The following is a 16,352-nucleotide window of genomic DNA, read 5'->3' as shown; positions in this document are numbered from 1 at the left end:
CATGCGTAAACACAAGCTGCTGTTCGCCCTCGCTGCGCTGGTTCTTGCGACCCTGGTCGGCCCCCGGGCCTCCGCCCAGTCCCTCAATGTCGACATCGTCGGTGGCGTCAAGACGGCCACCCCGATCGCCGTGGTGCCGTTCGCCCAGGACGGCGGTACGCCGCTGCCGACCGACATCGCCGAGGTGATGCGCAACGATTTCAACCGTTCGGGCAAGTTCCGCGCGCTGGCCAAGAGCGAGATCGTCGAATTCCCCTCCAAGGGTTCGGACATCCATTTCGCCACCTGGAAGCTGCTCAAGCAGGACTACATCACCGTCGGCCACATCAGCGACGCCGGCAGCGGCCTGGTCCGGGTCGACTACGAGCTGTGGGACGTGAACAAGCAGCAGAGCCTGCTGTCGCAGTCGATGACCGCACCGGTCGGCGACCTGCGTGGCGTGGCCCACCAGATCGCCGACCAGATCTACGAAAAGATCACCGGCGTGCGCGGCGCGTTCTGGACCCGCATCGCCTACATCACCGCGGTCGGGCTCGGCAACCACACCACCTATTCGCTGATCGTGGCCGACTCGGACGGGTACAACCCGCAGGTGGTCGCCCGCTCGCGCGAATCCCTGCTGTCCCCCACCTGGTCGCCGGACGGCAAGAAGATCGCCTACGTCTCGTTCGAGAGCGGCAACTCCAACATCTACGTGCAGGACATCACCACCGGAGCCCGGCAGCTGGTCGAGGCGCACCGCAAGGGCATCAACGGTGCGCCGGCCTGGTCGCCGGACGGGACCAAGCTGGCGGTGTCGCTTTCCTACGTGGGCAACCCCGAGATCTTCGTGCTGGACCTGGCGACCCACAAGGAAACCCGGCTGACCAACAACCTGGCGATCGATACCGAGCCGAAGTGGTCGCCGGACGGCCAGTCCATCTACTTCACCTCCGACCGCTCGGGCCGGCCGCAGATCTACAAGATGCCCGCCACCGGCGGTGCACCCGAGCGCGTGACGTTCCAGGGGCAGTACAACGCCGAGGCGAACATCAGCTACGACGGCAAGCAGATCGCCATGGTGCAGGGCAACGGGAACGTGTATCGTATTGCTGTCATGGACAATAGTCTGGGCGGGCAAGTGCGCTTCCTGTCGCCGGGTCCCATCGACGAATCGCCCAGCTTTGCCCCCAATGCAAGCATGCTGCTGTATGCCGCGACCGAAGGTCCCCGTGGCGTGCTCTACGCCGTGTCGGCCGACGGCATGGTCCGGCAGCGACTGGTGCTGGCCGACGGCGATGTCCGTGAACCCGCCTGGGGCCCGTTCCGGCAGCGCTGAGGTTCTACAGGCGCGGCAGCTCATCGCCGCGCCGGCAGCCCACGGAGTGGGCCCGCGAGGACATCTGCGGGCGTCCTCTCGGTTTTTGGGTTGCCGGGTGTCTGACGGCAACCCGTGGTCGAGGGGGCGAGGCAACCCGCCATTTCGACTTCTGCTTTTAGTCAAAAGAACAGCCGGACCACCGGCGCATGCTGTCTCGAAACCGTAATCGTCATTGACTGTCGGAAAACAACCCGTTTCTAAGGAACGTCACCATGAATAAGACCGTTCGCGTTGCCCTGGTCGCCCTGCTTTGCGTGGGTGCGGCTGCCTGCTCCAAGAAGCAGGAAGTGAAGCAGCCTGCTCCGCAGCCGGAGCCGGCCCCCGTGACCCAGCCGGCGCCGAGCGACGGCAAGTACACCCCGGCCGATCTCGACACCGATGCCTGCCTGCGTCAGCGCGTCGTGTACTTCGATTTCGACAAGAGCGAGATCAAGCCGGAGTTCCAGCAGATCATGGCCTGCCACGCCAAGTACCTGCAGGACCGTCCGGAAGCGCACGTCCGTCTCGAAGGCAACACCGACGAGCGCGGCACCCGCGAGTACAACCTGGGCCTGGGCGAGCGCCGCGGCAATGCCGTGTCCGACGCGCTGCAGGCGGCCGGCGGTTCGGCCAGCCAGATCGAAGTGATCTCGTACGGCAAGGAAAAGCCGGTGTGCCGTGAGCACAACGAGGACTGCTGGAGCAAGAACCGTCGCGTCGAGATCGTCTACACGGCGAAGTGATGAAGACGCGTCTGGCTCATCGTCTCGTAGCCAGCGTGGGCATGGCGGGCGCGTTTGCGTCCGCCATGCTGTTGGCCGGTCCCGCGTCCGCACAGGATTCCCGCCTCAGCCTCGCCGAGCGTGTCACGCGGCTCGAGCAGCAGGCACAGAATCAGGACAAGGGTGGCATCGGGCTGGTCAACCAGGTGCAGGCGCTGCAATCGCAGTTGCAACAGCAGCAGGGTCAGATCGAGGAGCTGCAGCATCAGTTGCAGATGCTCGACGACAAGAGCAAGGCACAGTACGTGGATCTGGATTCCCGCCTCGGCCGCCTCGAGGGCGGAGCCGCCGCGGGGACCAAGGCCGCTCCGGCAGCCGCCGGTACCGCAGCGGGCGTGCCGACCCAGGCCGCAGGTACTGCGGCGAGCGCGCCCGGTACGGCCGCAGGTACCACGCCGGCACCGACGCCGGCCACGGCAGACGAGCAGTCTGCCTACGACACGGCCTTCAACGCGCTGCGCGGTGGCGACTATGCCGCGGCGTCGCGAGGGTTCCGCGATTTCATCCAGCAGCACCCGGACAGCGCCCTGGCGCCGAATGCCTGGTACTGGCTGGGCGAGTCCTATTACGTGACCACCAACTATTCGGTGGCCCTGGAAGCGTTCAAGCGTCTGCTGGCGCAGTTTCCGCAGAGCGAAAAGGCGCCGGATGCGCTGCTCAAGGTCGGATACACCCAGTATGAGCTCAAGCAGGTCGACGCCGCCAAGGCGACCCTGCAGGACGTGCTGAAGAAGTATCCCGGCAGCAAGGCCGCCAGCCTGGCGCAGGAACGCCTGAACCGGATCCAGCTGCAGTCCGCGCAGTCGGCGAACTGAGGCCGGCCCGGTGAGCGAGAGCGATACGGGCGTGGCTGCGGTCCGCCCGGCGGGGCAGGCGGCCGACCGGCTGCGCATCACCGAGATCTTCCATTCGATCCAAGGCGAGGCCGATGCGATCGGCTGGCGCACGGTGTTCGTTCGCCTGACCGGGTGCCCGCTGCGCTGCGTGTGGTGCGACACCGAGTATTCGTTCCACGGCGGCGACTGGCATACAGTCGACGACATCCTGGCCGAGGTGGCCAGCCACGGCGCGCGCCATGTCTGTGTGACCGGTGGGGAGCCGCTGGCGCAGAAGCGTTGCATCCCCCTGTTGGCGCGCCTTTGCGATGCCGGATACGAGGTGTCCCTTGAGACCTCGGGGGCGCTGGATGTTTCGGCGGTCGATCCGCGCGTGCGCAAGGTGATGGACCTGAAGGCGCCCGACTCCGGCGAGAGCGCCCGCAACCTCTGGGCGAACCTTGCGCACCTGCTGCCGCACGACCAGGTGAAGATCGTCATCGCCAGCCGCGCCGACTACGAGTGGGCGCGCGGCGTGGTGGCCGAGCACGGCATCGATCGGCGCTGCATGGTGCTGTTCTCGCCTGTGCACGGTGCAGTGCAGCCGCGCGAGCTGGCCCAGTGGATCATCGAGGACCGCGTGCCCGTGCGTTTCCAGTTGCAGCTGCACAAGCTGCTGTGGAACGACGCGCCGGGCCACTGAGTCCGGACGGCATCGAAGCATCCGCGCGCCGGCCTGTGCTGCCGGTGGCGCGCCCCGACCGGTGACCGGTCGTCTGCAGGAAGGCAACACATGTCTGACAACACGCTTCCCCGGGCCGTCGTGCTCGTCTCCGGCGGCATGGATTCGGCCGTCACCATCGCCATCGCGCGCGAGCAGGGGTACCAGGTGCACGCGCTCAGCGTAGCCTACGGCCAGCGGCACAGTTCCGAACTCGAAGCATCCGCGCGGGTTGCGCGGATGCTCGGCGCGGTCGAGCACAAGACCGTGCACGTCGACCTGCGCAGCATTGGCGGTTCGGCGCTGACTGCCGATATCGACGTGCCACTGGACCAGGAGAGCACCGGCATCCCGGTGACCTATGTACCGGCGCGCAACACCATCATGCTGTCGATCGCGCTGGGCTGGGCCGAAGTGCTCGGCAGCCGGGACATCTGGTGTGGCGTGAACGCGGTGGACTATTCCGGTTATCCCGACTGCCGCCCGGCCTTCATCGAAGCTTTCGAAAAGCTCGCCAACGTAGCGACCAAGGCCGGTGTCGAGGGCCAGGGCCTGCGCGTCCATGCACCGCTGATGAGCATGAGCAAGGCCGATATCGCGCGGGAGGGGCAGCGGCTCGGCGTGGACTTCGCCGAAACGGTGAGCTGCTACCAGGCCGATGCCCAGGGGCGTGCGTGCGGTCACTGCGACGCCTGCCGCCTGCGTGCCCAGGGATTCCGTGACGCCGGTCTGCCGGATCCGACGCGTTACGTCTGAGCCGATTTGCTTGTGTGCCTGGTTCGCACTGCTTAAAATGAAGGGCTTGCGTGCCTGCACGCGAGTCCGCTTCACGGGCCGTTAGCTCAGTTGGTAGAGCAGTAGACTTTTAATCTATTGGTCCCGAGTTCGAGTCTCGGACGGCCCACCATCGACGAAACGCCCGGCCGGCATGGCCGGGCGTTTTTTTGTACAGCCGCCATGGAACAATGGCGGCTTCCGCCATCACGTCACCACTGCCATGAATCCATCGCCGCACCCCATCGATCTGGTGGTTTTCGACTGCGACGGCGTGCTGGTCGACAGCGAGAGCATCACTGGCCGCGTGTTTGCAGGCATGCTGCGTGAGCTTGGTGCCGACGTCGACGACCACGAACTGGCCGGGCTCTGCGTCGGCCGCAGTACCGCCGATTCCCTTGGCATAGCCGCTGACCTCCTTGGGCGGCCGCTGCCGCCGGACTTCGCGGCACGCTATGGCGAGCGCAGCCGCGCGGCCCTGGCTGAGGAGGTCACGCTGATGCCCGGCGTCGGCGCGATGCTCGACGCGATCGATCTTCCATGCGCCATCGCCTCCAATGGACTGAGGATGAAGATGGCGATCACCTTGCGGGTGACGGGGCTGCTCGAGCGCTTCGGGGATCGCTGGTTCGGCATCGACGATGTCGAGCATGGCAAGCCGTCTCCGGACATCTATCTGCTGGCCGCGAGCACCCTCCGGGCGAGGCCCGAACACTGCGTGGTGGTGGAGGATTCGCCCACCGGTATCGCTGCCGGACGCGCGGCCGGGATGACCGTGCTCGGCTACGCGGGTGGCATGTCGTCGGAGCGGCTCCTGGAAGCAGGCGCGCACTGCGTGTTCGACGACATGGCCCATCTTCCGGCGTTGCTCGATGCATTGCGCCGGGCTACACCCATGGCAACCGCTGCGGTCGGCTGAGGAGGTCGCGTGTCGCCGTTTCCCCCATTCATTCAGCGACATGGCCGGATCGCGCTTCGTCCGCTGAGCGATGCGGACGTCGACGCCCTGCTGGCTATCTTCGGCGACCCGGAGGTGGTGCGTTACTGGAGCGGGTCACCCTGGTCGGGACCGGAAGATGCCCACCGGATGCTCGCCGCCGACCGCGCGGCATTCGATGCCGGCGGTGCGATCCGTCTGGGCGTGTCCCTGCGCGACGAGAACCGGGTGATCGGCACGGTTTCCCTGTTCAACCGCAGCGAGTCGAACCGGCGCGCGGAAATCGGATACGCATTGGCGCGGTCCGCGTGGGGCCGGGGGCTGATGCACGAGGCACTCGCGCAATGGCTGGACTGGGCATTCGGCCCGCTCGGCCTGCATCGGCTGGAGGCCGACGTCGATCCGGAAAACGTGGCATCGAGGCGGAGCCTGGAGCGGCTGGGATTCCGTCAGGAGGGGTTGCTGCGCGAGCGCTGGATCGTTGGTGGCGAGGTGGCCGACACCGCCTTCTATGGCCTGCTGGCGCGGGAATGGCAGGCGCGGACGCAGCGCTGAGCTCAAGCTCGCCGCCGGTGCGGCTGCATCGCGATGCGCGCCAGGTAGACCACGATCACCACGTTGCCGACGAGCACGCCCAGCTTGATCCAGCTGGCCTCCCGGAAGAGCTCGTACAGCTCTACCGGAATCAGCGAGCCGGTCGCGATCACGGTGAACCACTCGGCCCAGTGCTTGCGCAGCCACAGCCCGATCCCCTCGGTCATGAACAGTGCGGCGTAGGCCAGGGCGATCACGCCGATCGCCACGAATCGACCGGGACCCAGTTGCGTGATGGCGTCGATCAGGTGCTGGCGCAGGCCCCCGGTGTCGCCCATCGACAGGTGCTCCAGCCAGTCCAGCAGTTCGTCGATGGCGCGCTGCCGATGCAGCTGGAAGGCGCCGGCACCGGCCAGCACCAGCGCCAGCGCCTGCACGATCTTGTAGGTCGCGATCAGTCGCAGGCCGAAGCGATGCTTCGACTCGGGCGTGTCGTCGTCGGGGTTGCGTGGGGAGGTAAGCCGGGACATGGGGAAGCCGGATTGTGGCCGTCCATTGTCGCGGGCCGGCCCGTTGCGTGCTACCCGCCGAAAGACGGGTGACCGCGGGAGGGAAAAAGGGCCGCGCCGTTCCCGGCGCAGCCCATGGGAGCAAGATGTCAGCCGGCGGTCAGCAGCAGCGTCCACCGGTGCCCTTGTAGCGGGCGGCTTGCCGCTCGCGGAAGAATTCCTCGTAGCTGGGGATCTTCCGTTCCGGGTGGTGGCGTTTCAGATGTTGTACGTAGACGTCGTAATCCGGCACGCCACAGCATAGCCGCGCGGTCTGCACGGCCCATTTCCACACCGCCCGGCCGGCGGTGCGGAATGCGTGGCGTGGCGTGGCATGCGCGGCGATCATGACTGCGCCACGCTGCTCAGGGCGACATAGGGCTCCTCGTGCGCCGTCGGCCGATCCATCTGCCTCGCCCGGGCGATGGCGCGCAGGGCGAACAGCGCCATGGCCACCACCAGCGCCATGAACAGGCCGGTCAGCACCATGTCGACATGGTTGTTGCTGACGATGCGATGCATCGCCTCCATGTCCTTGGCCGGGGCGATCAGCTTGCCTTCGGCAATGCCCTGGGCGTACTTGTTGGCCGCGGCGGTGAAGCTGATCGGTCCCACCAGCTTCTCGTAGCCCGCGGTCAGCGTGCAGACGATCAGCCAGATTGCCGGGATGCCCGGCGCCCACATGTAGCGCTGGCGCTTGAGCTTCACCACCACCACGGTGCACAGCATCAGGGCGATCGCCGCCAGCATCTGGTTGGCGATGCCGAACAGGGGCCACAACGTGTTGATGCCGCCCAGCGGATCGACCGCACCCTGGTACAGGAAGTAACCCCACAGCGCCACGCAGATCGCGGTGGCCAGCAGGTTGCCGGTCCACGACTCGGTCTGCTGCAGCGGCTTGTGGATGAGGCCGGCGATCTCCTGGATCATGAAGCGGCCAACGCGGGTGCCGGCGTCCACCGTGGTGAGGATGAACAGGGCCTCGAACAGGATCGCGTAGTGGTACCAGAACCCCATCATGCCCTCGCCGGGGATGATGCCGTGCAGCAGCTGGGCCATGCCCACGGCGAGCGTCGGCGCACCGCCTGCGCGGCTGAGGATCGAGTTCTCGCCGATGTCCTTGGCGGTCTGGGCGAGCTGGTCGGGCGTGACCACGAAGCCCCACTGGCTGATCGTGGTGGCGGCGTGCTCCACGGTGGTGCCGATCAGCGCACTGGGCGAGTTCATCGCGAAGTACACGCCCGGGTGCAGCGAGGCGGCGGCGACCAGCGCCATGATCGCCACGAAGGCCTCCATCAGCATGCCGCCGTAGCCGACCAGTTGCGCCTGGCCTTCGTTGGCCAGCAGCTTCGGCGTGGTGCCGGAGGAGATGATCGAATGCCAGCCGGACACCGCGCCGCAGGCGATGGTGATGAACAGGAACGGGAACAGGTTGCCGGCGAACACCGGACCGGTGCCGTCGATGTACTTGGTCACCGCCGGCAGCTGCAGCATCGGTGCGGCGAGGAAGATCGCCAGCGCCAGCAGGGCGATGGTGCCGATCTTGAGGAAGGTCGACAGGTAGTCACGCGGTGCCAGCAGCAGCCACACCGGCAGCACCGAGGCAAAGAAGCCGTAGCAGATCAGCATCCACGCCAGGTGCCTGGCATCGAAGTCGAACATCGGTCCCCACACCGGCGAGTCGTACACCGCCTTGCCGAGCCAGATCGAACCGAGCAGCAGCACCACGCCGATCAACGACACCTCCAGGATGCGGCCCGGGCGGAACCAGCGCAGGTAGCCGCCCATCAGCAGCGCGATCGGGATCGTGCAGGCGACGGTGAAGGTGCCCCACGGGCTGTGCGTGAGCGCCTTGACCACCACCAGCGCCAGCACCGCCAGCACGATCATCATCAGTACCAGCACGCCGAACATCGCCACGATGCCCGGCAATGGCCCAAGCTCGTCGCGCAGCATGTTGCCGAGCGAGCGGCCGTCGCGGCGGATCGACAGGCCGAGGATCATGAAGTCCTGTACGGCGCCGGCGAACACCACGCCGAACAGGATCCACAGCGTGCCGGGCAGGTAACCCATCTGTGCGGCCAAGACCGGTCCGACCAGCGGACCGGCGCCGGCGATCGCGGCGAAGTGATGGCCGAAGACCACCCACTTGTCGGTGGGGACGTAGTCCAGTCCGTCGTTGCGCAGCACGGCAGGTGTTGCACGGCTGGGATCGAGCTGCAGCACCCTGTTGTTGATGAAGGTGCCGTAGAAGCGGTAGCCGATCACGAATACCGCGATGGCAGCGGCGACCAGCCAGATCGCGTTGATCGGCTCGCCCCGGCGAAGCGCGACGACGCCCAGGCAGAAGGCGCCGACGATGGCGATCGCCGCCCAGAGGATTTTTCCTGCGGGACTGGATGGAGATGACGCAGTGGCATTCATTCGGGGTTCCTCCGCTGGAGATACCCAAGGGTCCGCCGCCGGGAAGGGGGGGTCAATGCCCTGGAGCGCCTTGCCCCATTAGCCATTGGTCGAATGGTTGTCATGGCTGGCATGTGTCCCGGGACACCGGATTACACTGCGCGCATCGACGTCAAGCGGGAGCAACCCATGCGTGAAGTTTTCCGTCGCCACGCGCTCTGCGTGGCCCTCGCTGCAAGCGTCCTGGCGCCCGGCTCCGCGGCGGCCGCCGGCCACAACCAGTTCAAGGATCTGCTCGACAAGGCGAAGCAGGCCGCCAAGGCGCAGGTCAACGGCGACGCGCAGGGCAGCAAGCTGCCCGGTAGCGATATCGCGGCAGGACTCAAGGAGGCGCTGGCCAAGGGCACCACCAAGGCGATCAATTCACTGGGGCGCGAAGGCGGGTTCTCGAACAACGCCAAGGTGCGCATTCCGCTGCCGGGCAAGCTGGAGCAGGCGGGCAAGCTCGCTCGCGAACTGGGCCAGGGCGCCAAGGTGGATGCCTTCGAGCTCAGCCTCAATCGTGCCGCCGAGAAGGCCGTGCCGCAGGTGGCCGACATCTTCGGCAACGCGATCCGCAAGATGACCCTGCAGGACGCCCGCGGCATCCTCAGCGGCGGCGATCATGCAGCCACGGATTTCTTCCGTCGCGTGGCCGGTGACGATCTGGCGGCGCGGATCCGGCCGATCGTGGCCGAGGCGACCGACAAGGTCGGCGTGACCAGGAAGTACAAGGCCTTCATGTCCGGCAGCAGCGGCGGCGCCCTGGGCAACGCGCTGGGCTCGCTCGGCGCGCTGGGAGGCGGCCACGCCAGCAAAGAGAGCGGCTCGCTCGATCTCGATGACTACGTCACCCGCAAGACCATGGATGGTCTGTTCACGGAGATCGGCGACGAGGAGCAGTCGATCCGGCAGAACCCGGCGGCGCGTACGACCGACCTGCTGCGCAAGGTATTCGGCGGCGGCTGAGTCGCCGATGCGGCGCCCTTGAACCGGCGCCGCTCGGCCTCATCCCAACCGGATCCCCGTGACGAAGGAGAAACGGATGATCCGCGAGATCCTCAGGATGGGCGACGAGCGATTGCTGCGTGTGGCACCGCCCGTCCCCGACGCGATGATCGGCAGCGGCGAGTTGGATGCGCTGATCGCCGACATGTTCGAGACCATGCACGAGGCCGGCGGCGTCGGACTGGCCGCGCCGCAGATCGGCGTCGACCTGCAACTGGTGATCTTCGGCTTCGATCATGCCGAGCGTTACCCCGATGCGCCGGCGGTGCCGCGCACGATCCTGCTCAACCCGATGATCACGCCGCTCTCGCAGGACATGGAAGAGGGCTGGGAGGGGTGTCTCTCGGTGCCCGGCATGCGCGGGGTGGTCAGTCGCTACAGCCTGATCCGGTACCAGGGCCTCGACCCGCAGGGGGCGCCGATCGATCGACGCGCCGAGGGCTTCCACGCACGCGTCGTGCAGCACGAGTGCGACCACCTGATCGGTCGCCTGTATCCCTCGCGTATTACCGACTTCAATCGCTTCGGCTTCACCGACGTGCTGTTCCCGGGACAGGACATGGGAGACGACTGAGATGCGCGCGATCTGGCAGGACACGGTGCTCGCCGAGAGCGACGACACCATCGTGGTCGAGGGCAACCACTATTTCCCGGCAACGGCGTTGCGGCGCGAGTACTTCCGTGACAGCGACCGGCACTCGGTTTGCCCGTGGAAGGGCACCGCCAGCTATTACGACGTGGCAGTGGGCGACCGCCTTAATCCGGCGGCGGCCTGGTACTACCCCGATCCGAAGGACGCCGCCCGCGCCATCGCCGGGCGCGTCGCCTTCTGGAAGGGCGTGCAGGTCGTCGACTGAGCCGCCGCATCCGGGCCTGACGCGCCGTCGTATCGACGCGCGGGTATGCTGCCCGCTTCGTCCGCCGGGGATCACCATGCACTCTCCTGACCGAACCGCGCCCCTGCGCGGCTTCCGCTACTACGACCTGCTGGTCGGCGGCATGGTCGCCGTACTGCTGTGTTCCAACCTGATCGGGCCGGCCAAGGTCTGTACGGTCACGTTACCGGTCGTCGGCGCGCTGACCTTCGGCGCGGGCAACCTGTTTTTCCCGATCGGCTACATCTTCGGCGACGTGCTGACCGAGGTGTACGGCTACGCGCGCGCGCGGCGGGCGATCTGGGCCGGTTTCGGCGCGATGCTGTTCGCCACCTTCATGACCCAGGTGATCCTGCGCATGCCGGCCAGTCCGGCCGAGCCATTCAACGCGCAGCTGCAGCCGGCGCTGGAGGTGGTGTTCGGCGGCACCTGGCGGATCGCGGCCGCCTCGTTGCTGGCCTACTGGATCGGCGATTTCGCCAATTCCTTCGTGATGGCCAAGATGAAGCTGGTCACGCGCGGGCGCTGGCTGTGGACGCGGACCATCGGCTCGACCCTGGTCGGGCAGGGCGTGGACAGCCTCACGTTCTACCCGATCGCCTTCATCGGCATCTGGGAAGGCCAGACCATCGCCAAGGTGATCGCGTTCAACTGGCTGATGAAGGTCACGGTCGAAGTGGTGTTCACCCCGCTGACCTACGCCGTGGTGGGCTTCCTCAAGCGCCATGAAGGCGTGGATACCTTGGATGAGGACACGCACTTCAATCCTTTCAGCCTGAAGGACGAGGGCGAGCTGCGGCGCTACGGATGAGTGCGGTCCCGACGCGTCATCACGGCATCGATCGCCTTCGCGGCCTGGCGATCGTGCTGGTGGTGCTGCATCACATCGGGCTGCGCATCCCGCTGCGCGAGACCGTGCTGGCCGACTGGCTACCCCGGCGCGTGCTGGGCGCGCTCAACTACAACGGCTACGAAGCGGTGTTCGTGTTCTTCGTGGTCAGCGGCTTCCTGATCGCCGGTAATGCGCTGGACCGCTGGGGCGACCTGGCGCGGATCGATCTGCGCGCGTTCTATGCGCGGCGCGCCTCGCGGATTCTGCCGCTGCTGCTCTTGCTGGTCGCGGTGCTGGCGCTGCTGCATGGACTGGGTGTGGCGGACTACGTGATCCATCGCCCGGGACAGTCCCTGGCCGGCGCGGTGGCCTCGGCGCTCGGGCTCTGCCTGAATTGGTACGAGGGGCGCACCGGCTACCTCCCGGGCAGCTGGGATGTGTTGTGGTCGTTGTCGATCGAGGAGGCGTTCTACCTCGGCTTCCCGCTGGTCTGCCTGCTGACGCGCCGGCGACGCGTGCTGGTTCCGCTGCTGTTGTTGCTCGCGGTATCGCTGCCATGGTCGCTGGCGGCGCTCGATGGCAATGAGATCTGGAAGGAGAAGGCCTACCTGCCCGGCATGGCCGCGATCGCGACGGGCGTGCTCGGGGCGTTGTGGGTTCACGGTCGGCCGCCGCGGGCCTGGATGGCGCGGCTCATGCGCTGGTCGGGAGCGGGGGGGCTCGCCTTCGTCATGTTGGCGATGCCGTGGCTGTGGCGATGGCTGCACGACGGCGTGATGCTCGTGCTGGTTGCCGCGACGGGAGCGCTGCTGGTGGGGATGCGTAGCTCACCGCATCCGTCACGCCCGGTCAGGGGCTGGCGCTGGCTGGAGCGCTGGGGCCGGCTGAGCTACGAGATCTATCTTTCGCACATGTTCGTGGTGTTCGCGACGGTGCGCCTGTGGCGGTTCGCCGGAGCGGATCCGCGCAGCGGGGTGATCTGGTATCTGCCGGCTTTGGCGGGCAGTCTGGCGCTCGGCTGGGGCCTGGCCAGGTTCTTTACCCAGCCGTGCGAACGCTGGTGGCGCAGGCGCCAGCTTTAGCGACGCCCGGAAAACGCTCAAGTTTCCCCGCGGGCAGTCGATATGCCCGGCATGAAGACGTGCAGGACCCGTCCGGATGCGCTTTCGTACGGGGCTATCCGTCATTTCCCGGTGCCGGATACCCGCTCCGGTGACATGGCCCGTTCCCTGCATACCCGGTGCAACGCCAATGGTCGCGACGCGATCTTGACGCCCGCGGAGAGAACGTTGCGACCATGAATCACTTCGGCAAGCCACCATCGGGTCCTTCGGCCAACACGGTCGACTGGAGCGATCCCAAGCTCCAGTCGCTGCTGAGCAAGACCGAAGGATGGAGTCTGGACAACCGCGGCGTATCCGACCCGATTCCCTGCGAGCTCCACGTGGGCTGGGGGGCGGGTACCGGGCGGCCGGGCAGTCTGGTTCATGAGCAGCCGGGCGTACTTGTCGTGGTGAGTCAGGCGATCATTCCCAAAGGCGAGCAGGTGCGGGTGGACCGGTTCCAGCACGGGGGCCTGCGGTCGACCTGGGGCGCGGTGGTCGACAGCCGCGAGGGCCGTCGCGAAGAGGATCGTTCCCGGGGGCTCCAGGTGTACTGGGTGCATACCCGCTGAAGCACTTCCCCGGTCGTGATCGCTGCGGCGGGGTGCGCCAGACGTCCGCGGCCGGGTCTGGATCAGGCCTGGTTCGAAGGGCGCTTCACACTGGCCGCATTCGTGTGCCGATGGCGCTGCTTTTCGATCAGGCCGGTGACGGAAATTTGAGCTGCATCGCACTTCCGACGCGTAATAAATTGCGTTTCATACGAGATAAAGCAGCTCTTTTGTCGGAGCCGCAAGATAATGCGAGCGCATGATTTTGCAAGCCTCTGCGGCGGAACGCTTTTTGTCCTGGCGGCGCCACGGGTGGCTACGTAGATCCCTGATACTAGGGAAAAAATTCCCATTGTGCGGGGCGGTGTCATTCGATTAGTTTCCGCGTGCCTGGTTTTCCTGGGGAGGAAAACCAGGCCTCGTCGCGATGTCTTTTGTCGCGCCGGAGTTTGTTTGCGTACCCGTGATGCGCTTCGTAGGCCAACACGTCTCAGTTCGCTTTCAACTCAATCCATGCGGGGAGAATTTATGTCCAGACTCAACAGTCGGTGGCTCGCTGTCGCGGCCGCCTCGGCGCTTCTCGGCCTCTCGGCCGGCGCGATCGCCGGCCCATCCCAGGACGACGGGATGAACCCTTATTCGCCCGCCTACGGTCACTCGTACCGTCATGGCGTGGTGGCAACCCGGGAAGCACACAGCCAGATGCGCGCCTGGGCGGCACTGCACGCAGCCAGGGGTGCGCGCACCACGTCATCGGGCAAGGCCCTGAGCTATGGCGGAGGCGTCGACGGCATTGGCGTCACCAGCGGCACTCCCAAGGTCTACCTGGTCGTCTACGGCAGCCAGTGGGGCACCGCCGGGACCGATGCCAACGGCAACATGACCCTGTCGGGTGACTCGGTCGGTGCGGTGCCGTACCTCGAGAGCCTGTTCAAGGGCCTGGGCACTGGCGGCGAATCGTGGTCGGGCACGATGACCCAATACTGCGACGGTTCGCTGGTCTCCACGGGAGCGACCTCCTGTCCGTCGGGGGCTCCGCACATCGGCTATCCGACGGGCGGCGCCTTTGCCGGCATCTGGTACGACAACTCGGTGGCTTCGCCGTCGAGCGCCACCGGTGCCCAGCTGGCGCAGGAAGCGATCAAGGCGGCGCAGCATTTCGGCAACACCACGGCGGCGTCGAACCGTTACGTGCAGTACGTGATCCTGTCGCCGACCGGTACCCATCCGGATGGCTTCAACACCTCCAACGGCCAGTTCTGTGCGTGGCACGACTGGAATGGCGACTGGAGCGTGAGCTCGCCGGTCGGCGATGTGGCGTTCACCAACATGCCGTACGTGTACGACATGGGCACCAGCTGCGGGCAGAACTTCGTCAACAGTGGCGCCAGCGGCAAGCTGGATGGCTTCTCGATCGTCGAAGGCCACGAGTACGCCGAGACGGTGACCGACCAGAACCCTGCCGGCGGCTGGACCAACCGGAACCGCCGCAGCAGCAGCTACGGCCAGGAGAACGGTGACGAGTGCGCCTGGATCTCGTCCGGCCAGGGCAAGTCGGCCGACGTGGTGATGGCCAACGGCACCTACGCCATGCAGAGCACCTGGTCGAACGACACCAACGAGTGCGACATCGCGCATCCGGTCGTGCAGTAAGAGCTCCGGTATCGCTGGAAACAAAAGGGCCGCGGCGCAAGCCGCGGCCCCTTCCCTTTGACCGCCTGGCGGGACCGCTCGATGGCGGAAACGATCGACGTCCTACCTGGGCGATCAGTGGCGCAGCGCGTTGATGCTGTCGCGCAGCTCCTGTGCCGCCGCCCGTGCCGCCGAGGCGAAATCCTCGCCGCTTCCGGCGTACAGGATGCCGCGCGAGGAGTTGATCATCAGGCCGGTGTGATTGGCAGTGAGTCCGTGCTTCAGCACCGCGGCCACGTCGCCGCCCTGGGCGCCGATGCCCGGCACCAGCAGGGGCATGTCGCCGACGCGCGTGCGGACCTGGCCCAGTTCCTCCGGCCAGGTGGCGCCGCAGACCAGGGCGCAGTTGCCGTGGCCGTTCCAGTCGCGGGCGACCGTCTCCGCCACGCGCAGGTAAAGCGGTTCGCCGCCGCAGTCCAGCGCCTGGAAATCCGCGCCGCCCGGGTTGGAGGTGCGGCAGAGCAGGATCACGCCCTTGTCGGCGCGCTCCAGGAACGGTGCGATCGAGTCACGGCCCATGTACGGATTGAGCGTCACCGCATCGGCGCCGAAGCGCTCGAACGCCTCGGTGACGTAATGCTGCGCGGTGGAGCCGATGTCGCCACGCTTGGCGTCGAGGATCACCGGCACCCCGGGGTGCCTGGCGTGGACGTGGGCGATCAGCCGTTCCAGCGTGTCTTCGGCGCGCAGTGCGGCGAAGTGGGCGATCTGCGGCTTGAACGCGCACGCGAGGTCGGCGGTGGCGTCGACGATCGCCGCGCAGAATTCGAACACCGCGTCGGGCCGCCCCTTCAGATGCGCCGGCAGCTTGCCCAGCTCGGGATCGAGGCCGACGCAGACCAGCGAGTCGTGTCGCTGCCAGGCGTCGGCGAGGGTCTGCATGAAACGCATCGCGGGTTCCTTTTTCGGAGGGCGGCCGTCAGTACGGCGTGCCATCCTTGTGCAGGTAGGTCCAGCGCCCGTCGAGGGTGGCGCCCTTGAGATCGACGTCCGGGTAATCGACCGTCTCGCCGGCGCAGCGCGCGCCGATCTCCAGGTAGAGCACCTCGGCGTCGCTGCGGTTGACCAGCGCGTGGCCGTCGCCGGTGCCGGCCTTGAAGCCGGCGCACATGCCCGGCTTGAGCAGCGTCTCGCCGGCATCGGTGAGCAGGGTCGGCGTGCCCTCGAGGATGTAGACGAACTCGTCCTCGAGCTGGTGCGCATGGCGCAGTGCCGAGCGCGCACCTGGCCCCAGGCGGGCCAGGTTGACGCCGAAGGCGGTCAGGCCGAACACGTCGCCCAGCTTGCGCCTGAGCCGCTCGCCCATCTGCGCGGCGAACGGCGCGGGGTAACCCGAGCCGGTGCGCACGGGGGCGTCACCGGCATCGATCGCGACGGGAGGCTTGGCGTCGCTCATCGC

The 16,352-nt window shown here is 66.9% G+C and carries 19 protein-coding genes and 1 tRNA gene; 15 read left to right on the top strand and 5 right to left on the bottom strand.

Features of this window, described 5'->3' with window-relative positions; genetic code table 11:
* Position 1: 1 nt before the first annotated feature.
* The 8 genes from tolB (at position 2) to ATSB10_RS10770 (ending at position 5,923) form a co-directional block, all read left to right on the top strand.
* A complete protein-coding gene (tolB, locus tag ATSB10_RS10805) occupies positions 2-1,318 on the top strand; it encodes a Tol-Pal system beta propeller repeat protein TolB (RefSeq protein ID WP_063672726.1) in 1,317 nt (438 codons plus the stop codon).
* A 254-nt stretch (positions 1,319-1,572) separates the two neighbouring features.
* The gene (pal, locus tag ATSB10_RS10800; protein ID WP_017461508.1) at positions 1,573-2,082 is read left to right on the top strand and encodes a peptidoglycan-associated lipoprotein Pal; all 510 of its coding nucleotides are present in this window, start codon (positions 1,573-1,575) and stop codon (positions 2,080-2,082) included.
* Positions 2,082-2,936: a tol-pal system protein YbgF gene (gene ybgF, locus ATSB10_RS10795; protein ID WP_205631046.1), complete on the top strand. Its 855-nt coding sequence runs from the start codon at positions 2,082-2,084 to the stop codon at positions 2,934-2,936. Before pal ends, ybgF begins: the two co-directional genes overlap by 1 nt.
* Positions 2,937-2,967: 31 nt before the next feature.
* The gene (gene queE / locus ATSB10_RS10790; RefSeq protein ID WP_063674442.1) at positions 2,968-3,639 is read left to right on the top strand and encodes a 7-carboxy-7-deazaguanine synthase QueE; all 672 of its coding nucleotides are present in this window, start codon (positions 2,968-2,970) and stop codon (positions 3,637-3,639) included.
* Positions 3,640-3,729: 90 nt separating this feature from the next.
* Positions 3,730-4,413 carry a 7-cyano-7-deazaguanine synthase QueC gene (gene queC / locus ATSB10_RS10785; protein ID WP_063672724.1) on the top strand — a complete coding sequence of 228 codons (684 nt, stop codon included), beginning with the start codon at positions 3,730-3,732 and terminating at the stop codon, positions 4,411-4,413.
* A gap of 75 nt (positions 4,414-4,488) precedes the next feature.
* Positions 4,489-4,564, top strand: a tRNA-Lys gene (locus ATSB10_RS10780).
* Between the two features lie 21 nt (positions 4,565-4,585).
* On the top strand, positions 4,586-5,350 hold the full coding sequence (locus tag ATSB10_RS10775; protein ID WP_205631045.1) for an HAD family hydrolase: 765 nt from the start codon (positions 4,586-4,588) through the stop codon (positions 5,348-5,350).
* 9 nt (positions 5,351-5,359) lie between these two features.
* The gene (locus tag ATSB10_RS10770; protein WP_063672720.1) at positions 5,360-5,923 is read left to right on the top strand and encodes a GNAT family N-acetyltransferase; all 564 of its coding nucleotides are present in this window, start codon (positions 5,360-5,362) and stop codon (positions 5,921-5,923) included.
* 2 nt (positions 5,924-5,925) lie between these two features.
* Here ATSB10_RS10770 and ATSB10_RS10765 read toward each other — a convergent pair whose 3' ends face one another.
* The 3 genes from ATSB10_RS10765 to ATSB10_RS10755 all read right to left on the bottom strand — a co-directional run bounded on the left by ATSB10_RS10765 (position 5,926) and on the right by ATSB10_RS10755 (position 8,874).
* Positions 5,926-6,432 carry a DUF2127 domain-containing protein gene (locus tag ATSB10_RS10765; RefSeq protein ID WP_063672718.1) on the bottom strand — a complete coding sequence of 169 codons (507 nt, stop codon included), beginning with the start codon at positions 6,430-6,432 and terminating at the stop codon, positions 5,926-5,928.
* Between the two features lie 139 nt (positions 6,433-6,571).
* Positions 6,572-6,799 carry a YbdD/YjiX family protein gene (locus ATSB10_RS10760; protein ID WP_063672717.1) on the bottom strand — a complete coding sequence of 76 codons (228 nt, stop codon included), beginning with the start codon at positions 6,797-6,799 and terminating at the stop codon, positions 6,572-6,574.
* Positions 6,796-8,874 (bottom strand): carbon starvation CstA family protein, encoded by a 2,079-nt coding sequence (locus ATSB10_RS10755; protein ID WP_063672715.1) that lies wholly within the window; start codon positions 8,872-8,874, stop codon positions 6,796-6,798. The genes ATSB10_RS10760 and ATSB10_RS10755 overlap by 4 nt, the downstream gene beginning before the upstream one ends.
* Before the next feature lie 168 nt (positions 8,875-9,042).
* On the opposite strand from ATSB10_RS10755, the gene ATSB10_RS10750 reads away from it, so the two are divergent.
* The 7 genes from ATSB10_RS10750 (at position 9,043) to ATSB10_RS10720 (ending at position 14,914) form a co-directional block, all read left to right on the top strand.
* A complete protein-coding gene (locus tag ATSB10_RS10750; RefSeq protein ID WP_063672713.1) occupies positions 9,043-9,861 on the top strand; it encodes a DUF4197 domain-containing protein in 819 nt (272 codons plus the stop codon).
* Between the two features lie 76 nt (positions 9,862-9,937).
* Positions 9,938-10,474, top strand: coding sequence for a peptide deformylase (gene def / locus ATSB10_RS10745; RefSeq protein WP_063672711.1), 537 nt, complete (start codon positions 9,938-9,940; stop codon positions 10,472-10,474).
* Position 10,475: 1 nt separating this feature from the next.
* Complete coding sequence (locus ATSB10_RS10740; protein ID WP_063672709.1) at positions 10,476-10,757, top strand: DUF427 domain-containing protein; 282 nt, start codon at positions 10,476-10,478, stop codon at positions 10,755-10,757.
* A gap of 76 nt (positions 10,758-10,833) precedes the next feature.
* Positions 10,834-11,586: a queuosine precursor transporter gene (locus ATSB10_RS10735; protein WP_063672707.1), complete on the top strand. Its 753-nt coding sequence runs from the start codon at positions 10,834-10,836 to the stop codon at positions 11,584-11,586.
* Positions 11,583-12,689, top strand: coding sequence for an acyltransferase family protein (locus ATSB10_RS10730; RefSeq protein ID WP_063672705.1), 1,107 nt, complete (start codon positions 11,583-11,585; stop codon positions 12,687-12,689). Before ATSB10_RS10735 ends, ATSB10_RS10730 begins: the two co-directional genes overlap by 4 nt.
* 215 nt (positions 12,690-12,904) lie before the next feature.
* Complete coding sequence (locus tag ATSB10_RS10725; RefSeq protein ID WP_017461522.1) at positions 12,905-13,282, top strand: hypothetical protein; 378 nt, start codon at positions 12,905-12,907, stop codon at positions 13,280-13,282.
* 606 nt (positions 13,283-13,888) lie between these two features.
* The gene (locus tag ATSB10_RS10720; RefSeq protein ID WP_083966185.1) at positions 13,889-14,914 is read left to right on the top strand and encodes a hypothetical protein; all 1,026 of its coding nucleotides are present in this window, start codon (positions 13,889-13,891) and stop codon (positions 14,912-14,914) included.
* 114 nt (positions 14,915-15,028) lie between these two features.
* Here ATSB10_RS10720 and pyrF read toward each other — a convergent pair whose 3' ends face one another.
* A complete protein-coding gene (gene pyrF / locus ATSB10_RS10715; RefSeq protein WP_063672701.1) occupies positions 15,029-15,844 on the bottom strand; it encodes an orotidine-5'-phosphate decarboxylase in 816 nt (271 codons plus the stop codon).
* Between the two features lie 28 nt (positions 15,845-15,872).
* Positions 15,873-16,349 carry a cupin domain-containing protein gene (locus ATSB10_RS10710; protein ID WP_063672700.1) on the bottom strand — a complete coding sequence of 159 codons (477 nt, stop codon included), beginning with the start codon at positions 16,347-16,349 and terminating at the stop codon, positions 15,873-15,875.
* Positions 16,350-16,352 lie beyond the last annotated feature (3 nt).

This window comes from Dyella thiooxydans, from assembly GCF_001641285.1.
GTDB classification, from domain to species: domain Bacteria; phylum Pseudomonadota; class Gammaproteobacteria; order Xanthomonadales; family Rhodanobacteraceae; genus Dyella_A; species Dyella_A thiooxydans.
Note: the sequence above shows the minus strand (reverse complement) of the source record. Positions and strands in the feature narration are given on the sequence as shown.